Consider the following 19,003-nt stretch of genomic DNA (forward strand, 5'->3'; position numbering starts at 1 on the left):
GCCAAGATAAGTAGTTAGCCCCAAAAACAAAAAGGTGACCCTAAGGCCACCTTTTTTATACGCTACGACTAATACGATTAGCGACGCTTTCTCGTAAGTTCTGCAACTCGGATTTGAGCGATCGCTTTAACCAATTCACTGGCTGCCTGAGCAAAGTCCATATCGCCATGCTGATTCTTAATATTTTCTTCAGCTTTGCGTTTGGCTTCTTCTGCTTTAGACGCATCGATATCTTCACCACGAATCGCTGTGTCAGCCAGTACAGTTGCTGTACCTGGCTGAACCTCGACCATACCACCAGAGACATAAATGAACTCTTCATGGCCGTGTTGTTTAACGATACGAAGCATACCAGGAGTAATAGCTGTCAACAGCGGGGTGTGCCCGTAAAAAATACCTAGCTCACCTTCGCTACCGGTCACCTGAAACGTTTCCACACGACCAGAGAAAAGGTGTTTCTCTGCGCTTACTACGTCAAGGTGAAAGGTCATTGCTGCCATATTGCCTCCTAATCAGACTTATAGCTTCTTAGCGTTCTCTAAAGCTTGGTCAATGGTACCGCAGTACATAAACGCTTGCTCAGGGATATCATCGTAGTCACCGTTTAATAGGCCTTTGAATCCACGTAGAGTCTCTTTAAGAGGTACGTAAACACCTGGGTCACCGGTAAATACTTCCGCTACGTGGTAAGGCTGAGTTAGGAACTTCTCAATCTTACGTGCACGAGATACGACTTGCTTATCTTCTTCAGAAAGCTCATCCATACCTAGGATAGCGATGATATCTTTTAGTTCTTTATAACGCTGTAGCGTAGTTTGAACACCAGAAGCAGTATCGTAGTGCTCTTGACCTACTACCAATGGATCAAGCTGACGTGACGTCGAATCCAATGGGTCGATCGCTGGGTATAAACCCATAGCAGCGATATTACGGTTAAGTACAACAGTTGCATCCAAGTGAGCAAATGTTGTTGCTGGAGATGGATCCGTCAAGTCATCCGCAGGTACGTATACCGCTTGAACCGATGTAATAGAACCAGTTCTAGTTGATGTAATACGTTCCTGAAGTACACCCATCTCTTCTGCAAGAGTTGGCTGGTAACCTACCGCTGATGGCATACGACCTAGTAGTGCTGATACCTCTGTTCCCGCAAGGGTATAACGATAGATGTTATCGATAAACAGTAGTACATCACGGCCTTCATCACGGAAACGCTCAGCCATTGTTAGGCCCGTAAGCGCAACACGTAGACGGTTTCCTGGTGGCTCGTTCATCTGACCGTAAACCATTGCTACTTTTGATTCTTCAGGATTTTCGATGTTTACAACACCCGCTTCCTGCATCTCAAAGTAGAAGTCGTTACCTTCACGAGTACGCTCACCAACACCTGCAAATACAGATAGACCTGAGTGTTGTAGTGCGATGTTGTTGATAAGTTCCATCATGTTAACGGTCTTACCTACACCTGCACCACCAAATAGACCGATTTTACCACCCTTAGCGAATGGGCAAACCAAGTCGATAACCTTAACACCAGTCTCTAGAAGCTCAGTCGCACTTGACTGCTCTTCATAGCTTGGTGCCTCACGGTGAATTGCATACTGTTCTTCAGCATCAATCTCACCACATTCATCAATCGCGTCACCAAGGACGTTCATGATACGACCAAGAGTTTTTGTACCTACCGGAACCGTGATAGGCGCGCCAGTATTTACAACTTCTAGTCCACGACGTAAACCGTCTGAGCTACCCATTACGATAGTACGAACTACGCCGCCACCTAGTTGCTGCTGAACCTCAAGAACTAGGCGTTCTTTAGCTTCAACTACGTTTAGTGCGTCGTATACACGAGGTACATCGCCTTGTGAAAACTCTACGTCGACTACCGCACCGATGATCTCTACGATCTTACCTGTAGCCATTGTTAATCCTCTAAACTAATTCGTTTTGCCTAAAACTAAACCGCAGCTGCACCAGAAACAATTTCTGATAGCTCTTGGGTAATCGCCGACTGACGAGCCTTGTTGTATACAAGCTCTAGGTCATCAATCAAGTTAGTTGCGTTATCCGTTGCTGCTTTCATTGCGATCATTCGAGCCGCTTGCTCACAAGCAAGGTTCTCTACCACACCTTGATACACACTTGATTCGATATAACGAACCAGTAGTGCGTCTAGCAGTGGTTTCGGCTCAGGCTCATAAATGTAGTCCCATTGATGATCGCGCTGCATATCTTCGCTGTCTGATTTAGGTAAAGGCAGTAATTGATCGATCGTTGGTTCTTGAATCATGGTATTCACAAACTTATTGAATACTATGTACAGGCGATCCAACTCACCTTCATCATATTTCTTCAGCATTACGCCAACTGAACCAATCAAATCTTCTAGGCTAGGGTTATCTCCCAATCCAGATACTTGAGCAGCTACTTTTGCGCCACTGTTATTAAAGAATGCAGTTGCCTTGTTACCGATAATCGCTAACTCAACCTCTACACCACTTTCAGACCATTGCTGCATATCTTGAATGGATTTCTTGAACAGGTTGATGTTCAAACCACCACACAGACCACGATCTGTTGAAACTATGATGTAACCAACACGCTTGGCTTCGCGTTCTTCTAGGTACGGATGTTTGTACTCTAGGCTACCGCTAGCCAAATGACCGATCACCTTACGCATTGTTTCTGCATATGGACGAGACGCTCGCATCGCATCTTGCGAACGACGCATTTTTGAAGCGGCTACCATTTCCATTGCTTTCGTAATCTTCTGTGTGCTTTTAACACTACCGATTTTATTACGTATTTCTTTTGCGCCGGCCATCGTTACTCTCCATTAGAAGGTGACTCTCTCAAGTCACCGACCTATTACCAAGTTTGGGTTGCTTTAAAATCAGTTAAGATTTGATTTAGCTTTGCTTCAATCTCATCATTGAAAGCACCCGTCTGGTCGATCTCGTTTGCTAAATCAGCAAATTGACCGTGAGCGTACGACAGTAACGCAGCTTCAAAATCTAGAAGTTTATTGATTTCAATATCTTCTAAGTAGCCACGCTCAGCAGAGAAAATTACCAATGCTTGGTCGAATACTGACATAGGAGCGTACTGCTTCTGTTTCATCAGTTCAGTAACCTTGGCACCGTGGTCAAGCTGCTTCTTAGTCGCATCATCAAGATCAGAAGAGAACTGAGCAAATGCTGCCAATTCACGATACTGCGCCAATGCGGTACGAATACCACCGGACAGTTTCTTAATAATCTTGGTTTGCGCTGCGCCACCTACACGAGATACTGAGATACCTGGGTCAACCGCTGGACGAACACCGGCGTTGAACAGTTCAACTTGTAGGAAGATCTGACCATCTGTAATCGAGATTACGTTAGTCGGTACGAACGCTGAAACGTCACCCGCTTGGGTTTCGATGATAGGAAGCGCGGTCAAAGAACCCGTCTTTCCTTTCACTTCACCGTTAGTGAAACGCTCTACATACTCTTCGCTTACGCGAGCTGCACGCTCTAGTAGACGAGAGTGAAGGTAGAATACGTCACCAGGGAATGCTTCACGGCCTGGTGGACGTTTCAGTAGTAGAGAGATTTGACGGTACGCTACCGCTTGCTTAGACAAATCATCATAGACGATTAGTGCGTCTTCACCACGGTCGCGGAAGTACTCACCCATTGCACAACCTGCGTATGGAGCAAGGTATTGCAGTGCTGCTGATTCAGAAGCAGAAGCCACAACTACGATGGTATTTGCCAACGCACCGTGCTCTTCAAGCTTACGTACCACGTTTGCGATAGTAGATGCTTTCTGACCAATAGCTACATAGATAGAGTAGATACCAGAATCTTTCTGGTTAATGATGGCATCGATTGCCATCGCTGTTTTACCAGTCTGACGGTCACCGATGATAAGTTCACGCTGACCACGACCGATAGGGACCATTGAGTCAACTGACTTATAGCCTGTTTGTACTGGCTGATCTACCGATTTACGGTCGATTACACCTGGTGCGATAACTTCTACTGGAGAAGTAATTTTCGCATCAATTGGTCCTTTACCATCAATAGGTTCACCTAGGGTGTTTACAACACGACCTAGCATTTCTGGACCTACTGGTACCTCAAGGATACGACCAGTACCTATTACTTTCATGCCTTCTTGAAGGTCAGCATATGGGCCCATTACTACTGCACCAACCGAGTCACGCTCAAGGTTAAGTGCGAGTGCAAAACGGCCACTCGGTAGTTCGATCATTTCGCCTTGCATAACATCTGCAAGGCCGTGGATACGGATAATACCATCGCTTACCGAAACGATAGTACCTTCGTTGCGAGCTTCATTAACAACCTCGAAAGACTCGATGCGTTGTTTAATTAGATCGCTAATTTCCGTGGAATTAAGTTGCATGCTCCAATCCCCATTAAGACTGTAATGCATCGCTCAGGCGGTTCAAACGACCACGTGCTGAGTTATCGATGACAAGGTCTCCGGCTCGAATAATAACCCCTGCTAGAAGGGTCTCATCTATACTGCAATTCAGCTTCACTTTGCGTTCAAAACGCGATTCAAGCTTGCTGGTAATGTTGTCTATTTGCTGCTGGCTCAGTTCAGTTGCAGAAACAACCTCTACATCAACAGTTTTATCGTGCTCTTGTTTAAGAACCACGAATTCAGCAAATACAGCAGGCAGTGCCTTAAGGCGACCATTCGCTGCCATTACCTTGAGCAGGTTTTGACCATGCTCATCAAGTTGTTCGCCACAAACCGCAATAAAGATTTCAGAGAGCTTGCTGGCAGTTACAGAGCCATCAAGAATGTCAGAAATTTTATCGTGCTTTGCTACTTCAGCAGTAAAAGCCAGCATTTGACCCCATTGGTCTAACGCGTTCTTTTCCACCGCATAATCGAAAGCTGCTTTAGCATAGGGGCGTGCGATTGTTACCAAATCAGACATAAGCGCCCCTTGTATTAAAGTTTTGCAGTAATGTTATCAAGAATATCTTTTTGCGCGTCTTTATCGACAGAGCGCTCCAGGATTTTCTCGGCACCAGCAATAGCCAGAGTAGCAACTTGTTTGCGCAGTTCATCGCGTGCACGGCTACGTTCAGCTTCAACTTCTGCTTCAGCTTGAGTAAGGATTTTTTGGCGTTCTGCCTGTGCATCCTCACGAGCTTCATCAAGAATTTGAGCTTTACGCTTATTAGCCTGATCGATGATCTCAGTTGCTGTGCGCTTCGCTTCTTTCATTTGGTCAGAAGCGTTGGCTTGTGCCAGGTTCAAGTCTTTAGTTGCGCGTTCAGCGGCAACTAGACCGTCAGCAATTTTTTTCTGACGTTCTTCAATAGCTTGCAACACTGGTGGCCATACATATTTCATGCAGAACCACACAAACATTGCGAAGCTTATTGCTTGACCCAGCAGAGTTGCGTTCATTTCCACAACAGCTACCCCTCTTAGTTAATCAATAAAGTTTTAGATTGATCTATCGATTAACCAGCTAGTTGGCCAACAAATGGGTTTGCGAATGTGAATAGCAGAGCGACAACGATGCCGATCATTGGGATTGCATCAAGTAGACCAGCGATGATAAACATCTTAACTTGAAGCATAGGAGCCATTTCAGGTTGACGAGCAGCGCCCTCAAGGAATTTACCACCAAGGATTGCGAAGCCGATAGCAGTACCTACTGCACATAGACCTACAATGATGGCAACAGCAATAGCAGAAAAACTTAGAACAGTTTCCATTTTTAGATTTCTCCAATTTTATTTTAGAGTTAGGTTAAAAATTTTTATTATTAATGATTGTCTTCATGAGCCATTGATAGATACACAATTGTTAGCATCATAAATACAAAGGCTTGAATCAAAATAACCAAAATGTGGAAGATAGCCCATGGTAGGGAACCTACCCACTGTAAGTACCAAGGCAGCATTGCAGCACAAAGAATGAAAACAACCTCACCCGCAAACATGTTACCGAATAGACGCATACCTAAAGAAACTGGCTTCGCGAGTAGCGAAATAATTTCTAAGCACAGGTTAAACGGAATCATCAACGGATGATTAAATGGATGTAATGCTAACTCCTTTGCAAAACCACCGATGCCTTTGACCTTGATGCTGTAGTAAATCATCAAGGCAAACACACCTAGTGCCATGGACATTGTGATATTCACATCTGCAGTTGGGACAACTTTCAGATAAGGAATACCCATTAATTCGGCTGGATACGGAAGGAAATCGATAGGCACAAGGTCCATCAAGTTCATTAAGATAATCCATACGAAAATGGTCAATGCCAATGGTGCAATCAATGGATTGCGTCCATGGAATGTATCGCGAACGTTCTCACCAACGAACTCAATTACCATTTCAACAAAACATTGCAATCGGCTTGGTACACCAGTAGTTGCTTTCTTTGCTACAGAGCGAAATACCCAAAGGAATAACACCCCAGTTAGCATAGAAAAGAACAGGCTATCGATATGCACATTCCAGAAACTGCCTTCAGCTACAATACCTAACTTAGCTAAAGATAGATGTTGTAAGTGATGGTCAATATAACTGGAAGATGTCAACGCTTCACCAGGCGTAGCCATAACTTTTCCTATTTTCTTTTGTTAATTAAAAACACTGGTCCAAACATATTTATGAGTAATACCAGCAAATAGGTTAGTTTGAGCGGAACAAGTTCCAACTCCATATACACGTAGGCTATTGAGAACAATACAACCGTTAGAAGGATCTTGAGAACTTCTCCGAAGTAGAATGAAAAAGTGACCAATTTGATCGCTCTTGCTCCTACATACATGAAAGCAAACATAGAGAACACGGCATTTGCGATGACAAAAATGCCACCACCGATGAGTGCTGATACCCCCCAACTTGGATTGAACGTAATGCTCATTCCAACAGCCATGAAAATAACCACGCTTAGCTCCATCATAAGCAATCGCCCTGCGAGTTCTCGCCCAGGTTTTGCCAGCGCTGTTACCATGTATTCATTACCTCGAAATACAATTTTAACTTGATGTTAAAATTTCGAATTTTATATTTATCGTCACGCATTATGCGCAAACTTGCACTAAAAACACAAGCAACTAAGTGCCTATATGCGTGTTATTTAGACAACTCAAATTATCACACGATGTGCTCTAACTTAGCGATAAGCTGTTCTAATTTGTGAGGTTCATCAACACTAATTGTCAATTTAGCGGACCCGTTCTTGTTTCTGGTCAATGAAACTGAATTTCCAAGGCTTTTTGACAGCTTTTCAGACCAAATTTCAGCTTGCTGATCGTTGTTTTTTTGTTCGATTTTTGCGGTAGGAGTCAGTGCTTTTTTTACTAATTGTTCGGTTTGACGAACGGTTAAGCCACGTTTGGCGACTTCATTTGCGACCTCAACTTGCTGTTCATCTTGCAAACTAAGTAGAGCTCGGGCATGACCCATCTCTAATTTTTGTTGCTCGACAAGTTTTTTAACTTCACTTTGAAGCAGATTAAGACGCAATAAATTACTGACTGCAGTGCGGGATTTACCGATAACATCGGCAATCTGTTGGTGGGTAAGTTCAAATTCAGCCTGCAAGCGCTCAAGGGCTTGAGCTTCTTCTACAGCGTTCAGGTTCTCTCGCTGAATATTTTCAATAAGCGCCATAGCAATAGCGGCTTTATCCTGAACTTTTTTAACAACACAAGGAACCTTCTTAAGGCCCGCTTGTGTCGCTGCACGCCAGCGACGCTCGCCCGCTATGATTTCATAGCTACTAGACGATAGTTGGCGTACAACAATAGGTTGTATGATGCCTTGCGATTCAATTGAGGCACTAAGTTCGCTAAGGGCATCCGCATCCATCTCCTTACGCGGTTGATAGATACCTGGCTGTAAGCAATCAATAGCAATATCTTTTAGCTCACCATTCTCTGATTTAGGAGCTGAGGTAACCTGAGAAGGCGTCTGTTTATCTCTTGCCATCGCACTAGTTGAAAGTAGTGCATCAAGTCCTTTACCTAAACCACGCTTTGACATTGATATTTTCCTTACAGATTTATAATTAAGCGGTTATTTCTTCACGACGAAGCATCTCTCCAGCCAGAGCTAAGTATGCCTTAGCGCCAGTAGAGTTTTTGTCATAATACATAGCAGGTTTACCGTGACTCGGAGCTTCAGCCAAACGCACGTTACGAGGGATAACAGTACGATATACCTTACTCCCAAAGTGCTTTTTCAACTGCTCTGAAACCTCATTTGAAAGACGATTTCGAGGGTCAAACATAGTTCGCAGCAACCCTTCAATTTTAAGGTTTTCGTTGACGACCGCAGCTAGTTTACTGATGGTATCCATGAGTGCTGTTAAGCCTTCAAGCGCAAAATACTCACACTGCATCGGCACTAAAACAGAGTCAGATGCCGCCATAGCATTGATGGTAAGTAGATTAAGAGACGGTGGACAATCAATAAAGATAAAATCGTAATCATCTTTTACACTCGCTAGGGCATTCTTTAAGCGAACCTCTCTAGCGAAGACTTCCATCAATTTAATTTCTGCAGCCGTGACATCTCCATTGGCAGCGATAAGGTCATAACCTCCAGTTGGTGAAGGTACAACAACCTCAGAAAAGGGAGCCTCTTCAACTAAAAGATCATAGGCAGTGGTTTCTATCTGATATTTATCAACCCCACTGGCCATAGTTGCATTGCCCTGCGGATCGAGGTCAATAACAAGTACATTACGCTTAGTTGCGGCCATTGATGCTGCAAGATTGACACATGTAGTCGTCTTACCCACACCACCTTTCTGGTTGGCTATCGATATTATTTTTCCCACGTTTAATCTCTTCCCTGATCTTGGTCTTGTAAGATTACAAGATGTCTTTCACCTTCAAGCTCAGGAACCGTCAAAGCTTTGACTTGGATCACGCTACACCAGCTTGGAAGCTCATTTATCTCTTGTTGAGAAACCTGTCCCTTGAGAGCTAAGAATACACCTTGCTCGTTGTTTGGTAGGTGTCGGCACCAATTAACCATATCAGTCATGGATGCAAATGCCCGGCTCAAAACAGCATCAAATTTTTGTTGCGGTTGAAATTCTTCAACACGGCTCTGCATTGGCAAAACATTATCGATTTTTAGTTCGTGCAACACTTGTTTGATAAAACGGATTCGTTTACCAAGACTATCAAGCAATACAAACTCACAATCTGGATTCATGATAGCTAATGGAATGCCCGGTAGACCCGGTCCCGTGCCAACATCAATAAAACGTGAGCCTTGTAGGTGTGGCGAAACAACGATGCTATCCATGATATGCTTAATTAGCATATCACTAGGATTGCGTACCGAAGTTAAGTTATACGCTTTGTTCCATTTATGTAACAACTCAACATAACCTACAAGCTGATTTAATTGGGTTTCATTAACCTGTAATTCAGTCTTGGCAACGAGGGCCGATAGCTGTTGATGTAAGCTCATTATGCGGCTTCCTCACCCTTTTTTAGTAAACCTTTTTTCTTCAAATGCACCAGTAAAATACTAATCGCTGCTGGTGTTATACCTGAAATTCGTGATGCGATACCAAGGGTTTCAGGCTTGGCTTCGGTGAGCTTAGCGACAACCTCATTCGATAATCCGGAGACTTCAGTGTAATCCAACTCTGCTGGTAATTTCGTATTTTCATGACGAAGGGACTTAGATATCTCATCTTGTTGGCGCTGAATATATCCTTCGTACTTAACCTGTATCTCAACTTGCTCTGCAGCCTGAAGGTCATCGATAGCCGGAGCAAAATTAACCAACTCAGTTAATTTATCATAAGTTAATTCTGGGCGACGTAGCAGATCTTCCCCACTCGCTTCACGAGTAAGTGGTGTTTTTAGTAACTGATTGAGCTCATTTACCCCTTCAGATTTAGGGTTTATCCAAGCCCCAGCTAAACGCTGGCGCTCATTCGCTATGCCTTCTAACTTTTGATTAAATCGCGTCCAGCGAGCTTCATCAATTAAGCCTAATTCATGCGCCTTTTCAGTCAATCGAATATCAGCATTGTCTTCACGTAATAACAATCGATATTCTGCACGTGAAGTAAACATACGATAAGGTTCTTTCGTACCAATTGTTGAAAGATCATCAATTAATACGCCCATGTATGCTTGATCCCGACGCGGAGACCAACCGTCTTTATCTTGAGAGTATAGACTCGCGTTCAAACCCGCCATCAGGCCTTGAGCGGCAGCTTCTTCATAGCCTGTTGTACCATTGATTTGTCCAGCTAAAAATAGCCCTTGGATAAATTTGGTCTCATAGGTTTGCTTAAGGTCGCGTGGGTCGAAGAAATCATATTCAATTGCATAGCCAGGACGAACGATATGCGCGTTCTCAAACCCTTTCATCGAACGAACAATCTGAACTTGAACATCGAACGGCAAGCTGGTTGATATACCGTTAGGGTATAGCTCATGGGTGCTTAGCCCTTCTGGTTCAATAAAGATTTGATGGCTGTTTTTGTCCGCAAATCGCATCACTTTATCTTCGATAGATGGGCAATAGCGAGGACCAATCCCTTCAATAACGCCGGCATACATAGGGCTGCGATCGAGGTTATTTCGAATAACATCATGGGTTTGTTCATTGGTGTGGGTGATATAACAAGGCACCTGTTGTGGATGCTGGCTACGACTGCCCATAAATGAGAATACCGGCGTCGGATTATCACCGTGCTGTACGTCTAACTGACTAAAATCGACGCTTCGTGCATCGATTCGCGGAGGAGTCCCTGTTTTTAAACGATCAACCCTAAATGGTAATTCTCGTAAACGATGCGCTAAAGAGATCGATGGAGGATCGCCTGCGCGGCCTCCTGCTGCACTTTCCATACCAATGTGGATCTTGCCACCTAAAAAGGTGCCAACGGTCAATACGACCGCACGGGCTTCGAATTTGAGCCCCATCTGGGTAATAACGCCACGAACTTGATCTTGTTCAACGATAAGATCATCTACCGATTGCTGAAACAGGGTTAGATTGGGTGTATTTTCCAGTTCGTTGCGTACGTAAGCTTTGTACAAAGCCCGATCTGCTTGTGCGCGTGTCGCTCTAACTGCTGGGCCTTTAGATGCGTTTAGAGTTCTAAACTGAATACCAGCGTGATCAATAGCTCTAGCCATTAAACCACCCATAGCATCCACTTCTTTCACAAGATGACCTTTACCAATACCACCAATTGCTGGGTTACATGACATCTGGCCTAAAGTATCGATATTGTGCGTTAACAATAACGTTTTTTGACCTGTTCTAGCTGCTGAAAGAGCTGCTTCCGTGCCAGCATGACCACCGCCAACGACGATGACATCAAATTTTTCGTGATAAAGCATGAGTTGGCCTCGAATTATCTATCGTGAAACAAGTGAACAAAAAGGACGCGTATTCTACCTTCTTTCTGATCATTAGAAAATTGCTTTTAAATCTTTTCCACATTTAGAGAGCTCCTTTATATATATAAGATCTTTATATAGATCTTTTATTAGATCTATTATTAAGGAGACGATCTTGTGTGGATAACTAATAAATGATCAACAAGATCAAGTGGTTTGGGACGATCAATTGCTGTGATCTATACAGGATCTAACTCTGTATTAGCTGGGATCTAAATGCCTAGTTATACACAGGGGGTAAGATCATAATAAGTTATCCTTGAATAACTATAAGTTGATCACTGGAAAAGCCTGTAGTTATCCACAAAAAAAAAGTGTTTGAATGCCTAAATTATGAACAAATAGAGAGAAGGTCGCCAGTTAATAAATCAACCGAGCGACCATATGAGAGATTAAAAAAGGTGTTTATGTTCTTCGAACCAAGCTTCAGCAGCTTCTTCTGGGACTGAGTGATTTAATACATCGATAGTAAAGCATTCACTAAGTGGAGTTGCGCCTATATCTGTCAGTAGTTCATGGCAGTGACGACCAGCTGCGCAGAAGGTGTCATAGCTTGAATCCCCAATAGCGATGACCACAAACCTTAGCTTTTGAGTGTTCGGTGGGGTCTGTTGTAGCTGTCTGATAAAGCTTTTTATGTTGTCTGGATAGTCACCCGCTCCATGAGTGGAGGTGACCACTAACCAAGTGCCTTCGGTTGGAATATCCGCTAGGTTTGGTTGATTGTGAATCTCAGATTGTCGTTGGTTTTGCTGTAAAAGGTCGCTCAAATGGTCAGCTACATACTCAGCCCCACCAAGGGTACTTCCTGTAATTAAGTGGATCATTATTTACCTCTATTTGCCAATACAGAATGACGAGAATATACGACCTAGAAGATCGTCTGAACTAAACTCACCGGTGATTTCATTTAGGTATTGTTGGGTGATCCTCAGTTCTTCAGCTAGGATCTCACCAGCCATGAAGCCTTCAAGTTGCTGCTGGCCAGTTTGTAGATGCTCAGCGGCTTTGTTTAACGCCTCTAGGTGGCGACGGCGAGCCATAAAGCCCCCTTCATTGTTGCCCGCATAACCCATACACTGCTTTAGGTGAGTGCGCAGTGATTCAATGCCTTCGCCGGTTTTAGCGCTTAGACGAATTAATGTAGGGTCATTTACATGACAGATACCCAGCGCCTCTTGAGTTTGGTCTGCTTTATTGCGAATGACCGTAATACCGATGTTTTGTGGTAATCGATCAACAAAATCTGGCCAGATATCGTGAGGGTTAGTTGCGGTAGTGGTGGTTCCATCGACCATAAATAATACACGGTCAGCGTGAGCTATTTCTTCCCATGCTCTCTCTATACCGATTCTTTCTACCTCATCAGAGGCCTCTCTAAGGCCTGCTGTGTCTATGATATGTAACGGCATACCATCGATATGGATGTGCTCACGTAATACGTCACGAGTGGTTCCTGCTATCTCTGTCACAATCGCAGTTTGCTTACCTGATAGGGCATTCAGCAAGCTTGATTTACCGGCATTTGGTCGACCAGCGATTACGACTTTCATACCTTCACGCATGATTGCACCTTGATTGGCTTCAAGACGCACTGCTTCCAAGTTGTCGATAATGGTTTGTAGATCACCACCGACTTTTCCATCGGCAAGGAAATCGATTTCTTCTTCTGGGAAGTCAATGGCGGCTTCAACATAGATACGCAGGTGGATTAGCGACTCGACTAAGGTTGCGATCTTGCTGGAAAATTCACCCTGTAATGACTTGAGTGCTGATTTCGCAGCTTGTTCTGAGGAGGCTTCTATTAAGTCAGCGATGGCCTCAGCTTGGGTTAGATCCATCTTGTCGTTGAGGAATGCGCGCTCAGAGAACTCTCCAGGTTGTGCTGGGCGTATGTTTGGCAATTCTAGAATACGCTTAATCAACATATCCATTACTACCGGACCACCGTGTCCTTGGAGCTCTAATACATCTTCACCAGTAAAAGAATGTGGGTTAGGGAAGAATAGGGCAATGCCTTGATCTATCTGTGTACCATCGCTTGCAAGAAAGGGAAGATACTCGGCTTTGCGTGCTGCCAAACTCTTGCCGACGAGGTGTTTGGCTACGTCATCTGCTTGCGGGCCTGAAACTCGAATTATGCCTACTCCGCCACGTCCTGGCGCTGTGGCTTGGGCCACAATAGTATCGTTAGTCATGTTGGTCTCAATTGGGATAATTAGGTAAATTGTATACTTAAACAACAGTAAGTTGCTCAAATTATAGAAAATAAAAAGGCGACCCTAAGGTCGCCTTCTTTTATTAACATTGGCTAACTTAAGCTCTATTTAGAGTGTAAGCCTTTTTTCTCTAGACCTTTGTAGATCAACGTTTGCTGAATCAGCGTAACGATGTTCGATACCAACCAGTATAGAACTAGACCAGATGGGAACCAAAGGAAGAAGAAAGTAAACATAACCGGCATGAAGGTCATGATCTTCTGTTGCATTGGATCTGTAACCGTTGTTGGGCTCATTCTTTGAATCAAGAACATACTTGCACCCATCAATAGCGGAAGGACGTAGTACGGGTCTTGAGCCGAAAGGTCAGTGATCCAACCAAAGAATGGTGAGTGACGAAGCTCAACTGATTCCATCAATGCCCAGTATAATGCAATGAAGATAGGCATTTGTAGAACGAGCGGTAAACAGCCACCTAGTGGGTTTACTTTCTCTTTCTTGTATAGCTCCATCATTTCTTGGCTCATGCGTTGACGATCATCGCCAATACGCTCACGCATTGCTTGTAGCTTAGGCTGAAGCATGCGCATTTTTGCCATTGAGGTGTACTGAGCCTTAGTTAGTGGATACATAGCACCACGAACAATAAAGGTAAGTACAATAATTGCTAGACCCCAGTTGATAGTAATACCTTGGATTATAGAAAGTAATCCGTGTAGAGGTTTAGCAATAAACCATAACCAACCGTAGTCAACAGAAAGGTCTAGGTTAGGAGCTACTGTCGCCATTTGGTCTTGAAGCTTAGGACCGACCCATAGAGTTGCTTTTAGTTGAGTTGATTGTCCAGCAGCAATGGTTTGGTTTGGTAAGCGAACACCAATATCACCTAGGCCACCCACAACACGGGTGTAGATGCTAGAACCTTGTGCGTCACGTGGAATCCATGCTGATGCAAAGTAGTGCTCAAGCATACCCGCCCAACCATTACCATTTGGTAGGTTAACTTGCAGGTTGCGATCTTGCATGTCATCGAAGGTGTATTTCTTATAACGAGTATCTTCTGAAGAATACGCACCGCCACGATAAGTTGGCTTAGTTAAGCTGCCACCTGATTTTTTCAGGTTTTGGCGAAGGTGGGCATACATACCTACTGTTGCATTGCTAGCTGAGTTATTCGCTACATCATATACAACGTCAATAGCATAGCTACCGCGTTTTAAGATAAAGGTCTTAGTATATGTAATACCGTTTGCTTTATAGGTCATTGGTACACGAAGTTCATCTTGACCGTCAGCAAGTTGGAATGAATCAGCTGAAACCTGATAGTTAGGGCGAGAAGTACTGCTCAAGTCGATCCCTTGAGGACCAATCAAACCACTCTGAGCGATATATTGCTCGCTGCCTTTTTTATCAAGTAAAACAAAATGCTGCTCTGAGCCGTACTCAGCTGCGTACTTGTTTAGTTCTGCAGACACCACATCACCACCGAAAGCATCGATAGATAGAGTGAGAACATCCGTTTTAACGTTTACAAGGCTTGCATTCTTGTTTGCTTGAGTGGCGGTATTTTCAGCCATTTCATCTGCAAACGTAGGCGCAGGCAATGCGTTGTTAGATTGTGCTTGAGTTGCTGCTGGAGCTTGTGGATTCTTATGATTTTGCCACTGTTGGAACAGTAGAAAAGAAACCATAGCTAGAGCAATAACCAAGATATTACGTTGAGAACCCATCGTTATTTATCTCTGTTTGTCGTGTTATGTTTAGGTGGTACGGGGTCGTAACCGCCATCATTCAAAGGGTGGCATTTTAATAGACGTTTGCCGGATAACCAACAACCTTTTACAAATCCATGTATTTTTAATGCATGGATCGCATATTCTGAACAGGTTGGAGTATAGCGACATCTCGGCCCAATAAGAGGACTTATGCCTACTCTATAAAAGTAAACTAGGCCTATGGCGATCCACGCTAGCGGCGAGAAAGTCTTTGCCATAATTTATCGAAGAGTTTAAACATATCATCATTGCTTAAGTCTTGTGCGCTTTTCTTTGCAATAACAACGAAATCTTTGTTAGGGAGTTTATGCTGATTAATGCGAAAGCTTTCTCTTGCTATTCGTTTAAAACGATTACGAGCAACTGCTGTTTTAATCTGTTTCTTTGGAACGGCTAACCCAAGGCGTGGGTGTTGGAGAGTATTTTTGCGAGCAATGATTGTGAAGTGAGGGGAGCCAGCTCGGTGAGCTTTCTCAAAGACATTTTGATAATGTTCGGGAGTTAACAGACGTAACTCCCGATAGAACGCGTACTTAGTCAAAATAATCGCGAATTATTTTGAAAGGCGAGCACGGCCTTTAGCACGACGAGCGTTAATTACTTTACGACCGTTCTTAGTAGACATACGAGCACGGAAGCCGTGACTACGTTTACGCTTTAGAACTGAAGGTTGAAAAGTGCGTTTCATGGTATTTACCTTTACTGATCAGTAGTTTTCTAGGTCTTGTTAAACCCGACGTGGATTTTAGTTTCTCTCTCCTTTATAGAGAGAAAATCCGACGTCTCTCAACAAAGAGGCGGAATTGTAATCATTGACTCATAATTAGTCAATGATTGGTTTAAGCTAGGTAAGGACTTTTATAATAAATAAAAAGCAATACCTTAAATTCCGGTCGACGGATTATACGGTTTGTTTATAAAATCTCAAGGATCTTATTCGATCCCAACCTGATTTAAGAACTTTTTCAGGCGAGGATCTTGAGGGTTTCCAAAGATATCCTCAGGTTTTCCCTGTTCTACAATGTTGCCTTCAGCCATGAAGATCACTCTATCGGCGACTTCTCTAGCAAACTGCATTTCATGGGTAACCACCAGCATAGTCTGATGCTGCGTAGCCAGTTTTTTCATCAGGCTTAGCACTTCGCCAACCCACTCTGGATCAAGGGCTGAGGTAGGTTCATCAAATAATAATAGCTCGGGTTGAAGGGCCATGGCTCGTCCTATACCCACACGTTGTTGTTGACCACCAGAAAGGGCTGCAGGATAGCTGTCACCCTTGTCTTGTAGTCCGATGTCATCTAGGATCTGCTGCGCCTTACTAAGGGCTTTATCTTTTTTCCAGCCTCGAACTGTAATTAGCCCTTCAGCTATGTTTTGCCGAGCAGTCATATGTGAAAACAGGGCATAATTTTGAAATACAAAGCCAGTTTTTCGTCTAAGAGCTAACGCTTCTTTATTGGTGTGGTTGCTACAATCTACACTAGCATCATCTATTACTATTTGGCCTTGCTCTGCGTGCTCTAGGAAGTTGACACAGCGTAATAGGGTTGATTTTCCTGTTCCACTAGAGCCGATAATGACGATTATCTCGCCTTTTTCGATCTCAATATCAATGCCTTTGAGAATCTCTGAGTCGCCGAATCGTTTATGAATATTCTGTAGTTTAATCATCGTTGGTAAGCCTTATTTAGACGGTTCTCAGCAATTATTTGAATGCGAGTAAGAATGACAACAACTCCCCAATAAATAAGAGCTACAGCTAAGAATGCCTCAAAGAAGCGAAAGCTTGACGACGCCTCCATTTGTGCCTTTGCCATGATTTCGGCAACGCCAAGTGTAAATGCAAGAGATGTCGATTTGATCATATCTATGAAATAGTTCATCAATGAAGGCAGGGCGACACGAGTTGCTTGTGGCAAAATGATTCGCTGCATAGCTTGGCGCTTTGTCATACCAATAGAAACGCTTGCTTCCATTTGGCTGCGATCAATACCGATAATTGCAGCTCGAATACTTTCGGTCATATAGGAAGCAAAGTGCAATGTTAACCCGATGACGGCGGCTGAGAAGGCATCAATACCAACCATGATAGGAAAAATTTGCGGTAGGCCATAGTAAAGCAAGAACAATTGAACCAGTAGTGGAGTGCCACGAAAGAAGCTAATGTATAGCTGTGTTATCTGGTTTAGTACTGGTATTTCAAAAACTCGAATATTGGCGAAGATTACCGCCAAAACTAGGGCAAACACCCCGCCTAAAAGAGCCATTTCCATGGTTATACTGAGGTACTTGAACAGAATTGGCAGCAACTCAAGCATGTAATTAAAATCAAAGCCCATAATGCATCTCTTATAAAAACAACAAACCCACTACTTCATTAGAAATAGTGAGTTAATTTTATATCTCTAGTCTAAGGCAGACTTATTCACGTACAGGGTTAAGTCTGTACACTGTGACCTAAGACTATTCTCACACTCTATTTCTTAGTTATATCGGCTTCAAACCACTTTTGCGAAATCTTAGCCAAGGTGCCATCTTCACGCATCTGAGAAAGAGCGGTATTGACCTCTTTTTGCAGCTTTTGACCTTTCTCGTTATTAACGAAAGGCATCGCATTTTCTATTGTTTCAAATGGAGTCCCTGCTAACTGTAGAGGCAGACCTGTTTTTTTAATTAGCTCTAGAGCTGAAAGGCGATCCATAACAAATGCATCAGCACGGCCTAGCGCTACATCGTGTTCAATACCTGTGTCATAGGTCTTGATATCGATTTGATTGTCTTTATCGCGGCTGCGCAATAGTTGCTCAAAGTTCGAACCTAGGTTAACCGCAACGGTTTTGCCTTTTAGGTCTTCAAAGCTTTTGATTGAGTCATTGCCTTTGCGAACAGTAATCTGTGCGCCATCCACTACATAAGCATCAGAAAATAAGAATTTTGCTTTGCGAGTTTCTGTAACGGTAACTTGGTTTGAGATGGTATCGATGCGACCTGTTTCTAACATGCCGAACAAACCAGAGAAGTTAGAAGTTACAAATTTGACATCGTAGTCATTACGTTTGGCAATTTCGTCCCAAATGTCTACCTCAAACCCCTGAAGTTTGTCCTTTTCAACAAAGGTAAATGGGAAGTAGCGGCCTGACATTCCAACTTTGACTTCAGTTGCAGCTTGAGCTGCTTGGCCTAGGCTAGCAATTAGTGCAGTAGCGCATACCAAACCTTTTATCCAGTTTTTCATAAAAATAACTCCTAATTATTATTCTGCGAATAGTACAGCGAACTGTTGCGGCCTCTTAATAACTAAGTGTTATTACTAATAACTATTCATATGCATAATGGTTACTATTTGCGCTTTAGGCTGTGAAAAACTGTGGGGATAAATGCGGGATTATAGTTGTTGATCTCACTGTAGGGGATATTTCTGTGGGTAATATCATCGATCCTAGGTAAAAAACGAGTGAAATTGTGAATAACTTAGATCTTATGCACTGGATCTGCGATCATTTGCTAGCGATCTTGATAAACTGGGGGTAAAATTACTCTCTTATTTTTCTAAAATGCACTGTGGGGTCGTC

22 protein-coding genes are annotated in these 19,003 nt (G+C 43.3%); all 22 read right to left on the reverse strand.

Annotated features, from left to right (window positions below):
• Positions 1-77: 77 nt before the first annotated feature.
• Positions 78-500, reverse strand: coding sequence for a F0F1 ATP synthase subunit epsilon (locus OCU28_RS11750; protein ID WP_261816329.1), 423 nt, complete (start codon positions 498-500; stop codon positions 78-80).
• 18 nt (positions 501-518) lie between these two features.
• Positions 519-1,922, reverse strand: a complete 1,404-nt coding sequence (gene atpD / locus OCU28_RS11755) for a F0F1 ATP synthase subunit beta (RefSeq protein WP_261816330.1) — start codon at positions 1,920-1,922, stop codon at positions 519-521.
• Positions 1,923-1,957: 35 nt separating this feature from the next.
• Positions 1,958-2,824 (reverse strand): F0F1 ATP synthase subunit gamma, encoded by an 867-nt coding sequence (atpG, locus tag OCU28_RS11760; RefSeq protein ID WP_261816331.1) that lies wholly within the window; start codon positions 2,822-2,824, stop codon positions 1,958-1,960.
• Positions 2,825-2,868: 44 nt separating this feature from the next.
• Positions 2,869-4,410 (reverse strand): F0F1 ATP synthase subunit alpha, encoded by a 1,542-nt coding sequence (gene atpA, locus OCU28_RS11765; RefSeq protein WP_261816332.1) that lies wholly within the window; start codon positions 4,408-4,410, stop codon positions 2,869-2,871.
• A 13-nt stretch (positions 4,411-4,423) separates the two neighbouring features.
• A complete protein-coding gene (atpH, locus tag OCU28_RS11770) occupies positions 4,424-4,957 on the reverse strand; it encodes a F0F1 ATP synthase subunit delta (RefSeq protein WP_261816333.1) in 534 nt (177 codons plus the stop codon).
• Positions 4,958-4,971: 14 nt separating this feature from the next.
• A complete protein-coding gene (gene atpF / locus OCU28_RS11775) occupies positions 4,972-5,442 on the reverse strand; it encodes a F0F1 ATP synthase subunit B (protein WP_261816334.1) in 471 nt (156 codons plus the stop codon).
• 50 nt (positions 5,443-5,492) lie between these two features.
• Positions 5,493-5,750, reverse strand: a complete 258-nt coding sequence (gene atpE, locus OCU28_RS11780; protein WP_261816335.1) for a F0F1 ATP synthase subunit C — start codon at positions 5,748-5,750, stop codon at positions 5,493-5,495.
• Between the two features lie 50 nt (positions 5,751-5,800).
• On the reverse strand, positions 5,801-6,604 hold the full coding sequence (gene atpB / locus OCU28_RS11785) for a F0F1 ATP synthase subunit A (RefSeq protein ID WP_261816336.1): 804 nt from the start codon (positions 6,602-6,604) through the stop codon (positions 5,801-5,803).
• Between the two features lie 8 nt (positions 6,605-6,612).
• Positions 6,613-7,002 (reverse strand): F0F1 ATP synthase subunit I, encoded by a 390-nt coding sequence (locus OCU28_RS11790; RefSeq protein WP_261816337.1) that lies wholly within the window; start codon positions 7,000-7,002, stop codon positions 6,613-6,615.
• 143 nt (positions 7,003-7,145) lie between these two features.
• Positions 7,146-8,036 carry a ParB/RepB/Spo0J family partition protein gene (locus tag OCU28_RS11795; RefSeq protein ID WP_261816338.1) on the reverse strand — a complete coding sequence of 297 codons (891 nt, stop codon included), beginning with the start codon at positions 8,034-8,036 and terminating at the stop codon, positions 7,146-7,148.
• Positions 8,037-8,061: 25 nt separating this feature from the next.
• Positions 8,062-8,835, reverse strand: coding sequence for a ParA family protein (locus OCU28_RS11800; RefSeq protein WP_261816339.1), 774 nt, complete (start codon positions 8,833-8,835; stop codon positions 8,062-8,064).
• Between the two features lie 2 nt (positions 8,836-8,837).
• Positions 8,838-9,479, reverse strand: coding sequence for a 16S rRNA (guanine(527)-N(7))-methyltransferase RsmG (rsmG, locus tag OCU28_RS11805; RefSeq protein WP_390623780.1), 642 nt, complete (start codon positions 9,477-9,479; stop codon positions 8,838-8,840).
• Positions 9,479-11,377 carry a tRNA uridine-5-carboxymethylaminomethyl(34) synthesis enzyme MnmG gene (mnmG, locus tag OCU28_RS11810; protein ID WP_261816340.1) on the reverse strand — a complete coding sequence of 633 codons (1,899 nt, stop codon included), beginning with the start codon at positions 11,375-11,377 and terminating at the stop codon, positions 9,479-9,481. The genes rsmG and mnmG overlap by 1 nt, the downstream gene beginning before the upstream one ends.
• 452 nt (positions 11,378-11,829) lie before the next feature.
• The gene (mioC, locus tag OCU28_RS11815; protein WP_261816341.1) at positions 11,830-12,264 is read right to left on the reverse strand and encodes an FMN-binding protein MioC; all 435 of its coding nucleotides are present in this window, start codon (positions 12,262-12,264) and stop codon (positions 11,830-11,832) included.
• A 9-nt stretch (positions 12,265-12,273) separates the two neighbouring features.
• On the reverse strand, positions 12,274-13,635 hold the full coding sequence (gene mnmE, locus OCU28_RS11820) for a tRNA uridine-5-carboxymethylaminomethyl(34) synthesis GTPase MnmE (protein ID WP_261816342.1): 1,362 nt from the start codon (positions 13,633-13,635) through the stop codon (positions 12,274-12,276).
• A 125-nt stretch (positions 13,636-13,760) separates the two neighbouring features.
• Positions 13,761-15,386 carry a membrane protein insertase YidC gene (yidC, locus tag OCU28_RS11825; RefSeq protein WP_261816343.1) on the reverse strand — a complete coding sequence of 542 codons (1,626 nt, stop codon included), beginning with the start codon at positions 15,384-15,386 and terminating at the stop codon, positions 13,761-13,763.
• A 2-nt stretch (positions 15,387-15,388) separates the two neighbouring features.
• Positions 15,389-15,649 carry a membrane protein insertion efficiency factor YidD gene (yidD, locus tag OCU28_RS11830; RefSeq protein ID WP_261816344.1) on the reverse strand — a complete coding sequence of 87 codons (261 nt, stop codon included), beginning with the start codon at positions 15,647-15,649 and terminating at the stop codon, positions 15,389-15,391.
• Positions 15,625-15,939, reverse strand: coding sequence for a ribonuclease P protein component (gene rnpA / locus OCU28_RS11835; RefSeq protein WP_261817490.1), 315 nt, complete (start codon positions 15,937-15,939; stop codon positions 15,625-15,627). Before rnpA ends, yidD begins: the two co-directional genes overlap by 25 nt.
• Positions 15,940-15,984: 45 nt before the next feature.
• Positions 15,985-16,119 carry a 50S ribosomal protein L34 gene (gene rpmH, locus OCU28_RS11840; RefSeq protein ID WP_261816345.1) on the reverse strand — a complete coding sequence of 45 codons (135 nt, stop codon included), beginning with the start codon at positions 16,117-16,119 and terminating at the stop codon, positions 15,985-15,987.
• Positions 16,120-16,364: 245 nt separating this feature from the next.
• On the reverse strand, positions 16,365-17,102 hold the full coding sequence (locus OCU28_RS11845) for an amino acid ABC transporter ATP-binding protein (protein ID WP_261816346.1): 738 nt from the start codon (positions 17,100-17,102) through the stop codon (positions 16,365-16,367).
• Positions 17,099-17,770 (reverse strand): amino acid ABC transporter permease, encoded by a 672-nt coding sequence (locus tag OCU28_RS11850; protein WP_261816347.1) that lies wholly within the window; start codon positions 17,768-17,770, stop codon positions 17,099-17,101. The genes OCU28_RS11845 and OCU28_RS11850 overlap by 4 nt, the downstream gene beginning before the upstream one ends.
• A gap of 137 nt (positions 17,771-17,907) precedes the next feature.
• Positions 17,908-18,666: an amino acid ABC transporter substrate-binding protein gene (locus OCU28_RS11855; RefSeq protein WP_261816348.1), complete on the reverse strand. Its 759-nt coding sequence runs from the start codon at positions 18,664-18,666 to the stop codon at positions 17,908-17,910.
• Positions 18,667-19,003 lie beyond the last annotated feature (337 nt).

This window comes from Vibrio gallicus, from assembly GCF_024346875.1.
GTDB classification, from domain to species: domain Bacteria; phylum Pseudomonadota; class Gammaproteobacteria; order Enterobacterales; family Vibrionaceae; genus Vibrio; species Vibrio gallicus.

Bases quoted from the DNA above. Each gene is read 5' to 3' on its own strand.
- OCU28_RS11750 (WP_261816329.1), bottom strand. From the start codon at position 500: ATGGCAGCAATGACCTTTCACCTTGACGTAGTAAGCGCAGAGAAACAC.
- atpD (WP_261816330.1), bottom strand. From the start codon at position 1,922: ATGGCTACAGGTAAGATCGTAGAGATCATCGGTGCGGTAGTCGACGTA.
- atpG (WP_261816331.1), bottom strand. From the start codon at position 2,824: ATGGCCGGCGCAAAAGAAATACGTAATAAAATCGGTAGTGTTAAAAGC.
- atpA (WP_261816332.1), bottom strand. From the start codon at position 4,410: ATGCAACTTAATTCCACGGAAATTAGCGATCTAATTAAACAACGCATC.
- atpH (WP_261816333.1), bottom strand. From the start codon at position 4,957: ATGTCTGATTTGGTAACAATCGCACGCCCCTATGCTAAAGCAGCTTTC.
- atpE (WP_261816335.1), bottom strand. From the start codon at position 5,750: ATGGAAACTGTTCTAAGTTTTTCTGCTATTGCTGTTGCCATCATTGTA.
- atpB (WP_261816336.1), bottom strand. From the start codon at position 6,604: ATGGCTACGCCTGGTGAAGCGTTGACATCTTCCAGTTATATTGACCAT.
- OCU28_RS11790 (WP_261816337.1), bottom strand. From the start codon at position 7,002: ATGGTAACAGCGCTGGCAAAACCTGGGCGAGAACTCGCAGGGCGATTG.
- OCU28_RS11795 (WP_261816338.1), bottom strand. From the start codon at position 8,036: ATGTCAAAGCGTGGTTTAGGTAAAGGACTTGATGCACTACTTTCAACT.
- rsmG (WP_390623780.1), bottom strand. From the start codon at position 9,479: ATGAGCTTACATCAACAGCTATCGGCCCTCGTTGCCAAGACTGAATTA.
- mnmG (WP_261816340.1), bottom strand. From the start codon at position 11,377: ATGCTTTATCACGAAAAATTTGATGTCATCGTCGTTGGCGGTGGTCAT.
- mioC (WP_261816341.1), bottom strand. From the start codon at position 12,264: ATGATCCACTTAATTACAGGAAGTACCCTTGGTGGGGCTGAGTATGTA.
- mnmE (WP_261816342.1), bottom strand. From the start codon at position 13,635: ATGACTAACGATACTATTGTGGCCCAAGCCACAGCGCCAGGACGTGGC.
- yidC (WP_261816343.1), bottom strand. From the start codon at position 15,386: ATGGGTTCTCAACGTAATATCTTGGTTATTGCTCTAGCTATGGTTTCT.
- yidD (WP_261816344.1), bottom strand. From the start codon at position 15,649: ATGGCAAAGACTTTCTCGCCGCTAGCGTGGATCGCCATAGGCCTAGTT.
- rpmH (WP_261816345.1), bottom strand. From the start codon at position 16,119: ATGAAACGCACTTTTCAACCTTCAGTTCTAAAGCGTAAACGTAGTCAC.
- OCU28_RS11845 (WP_261816346.1), bottom strand. From the start codon at position 17,102: ATGATTAAACTACAGAATATTCATAAACGATTCGGCGACTCAGAGATT.
- OCU28_RS11850 (WP_261816347.1), bottom strand. From the start codon at position 17,770: ATGGGCTTTGATTTTAATTACATGCTTGAGTTGCTGCCAATTCTGTTC.
- OCU28_RS11855 (WP_261816348.1), bottom strand. From the start codon at position 18,666: ATGAAAAACTGGATAAAAGGTTTGGTATGCGCTACTGCACTAATTGCT.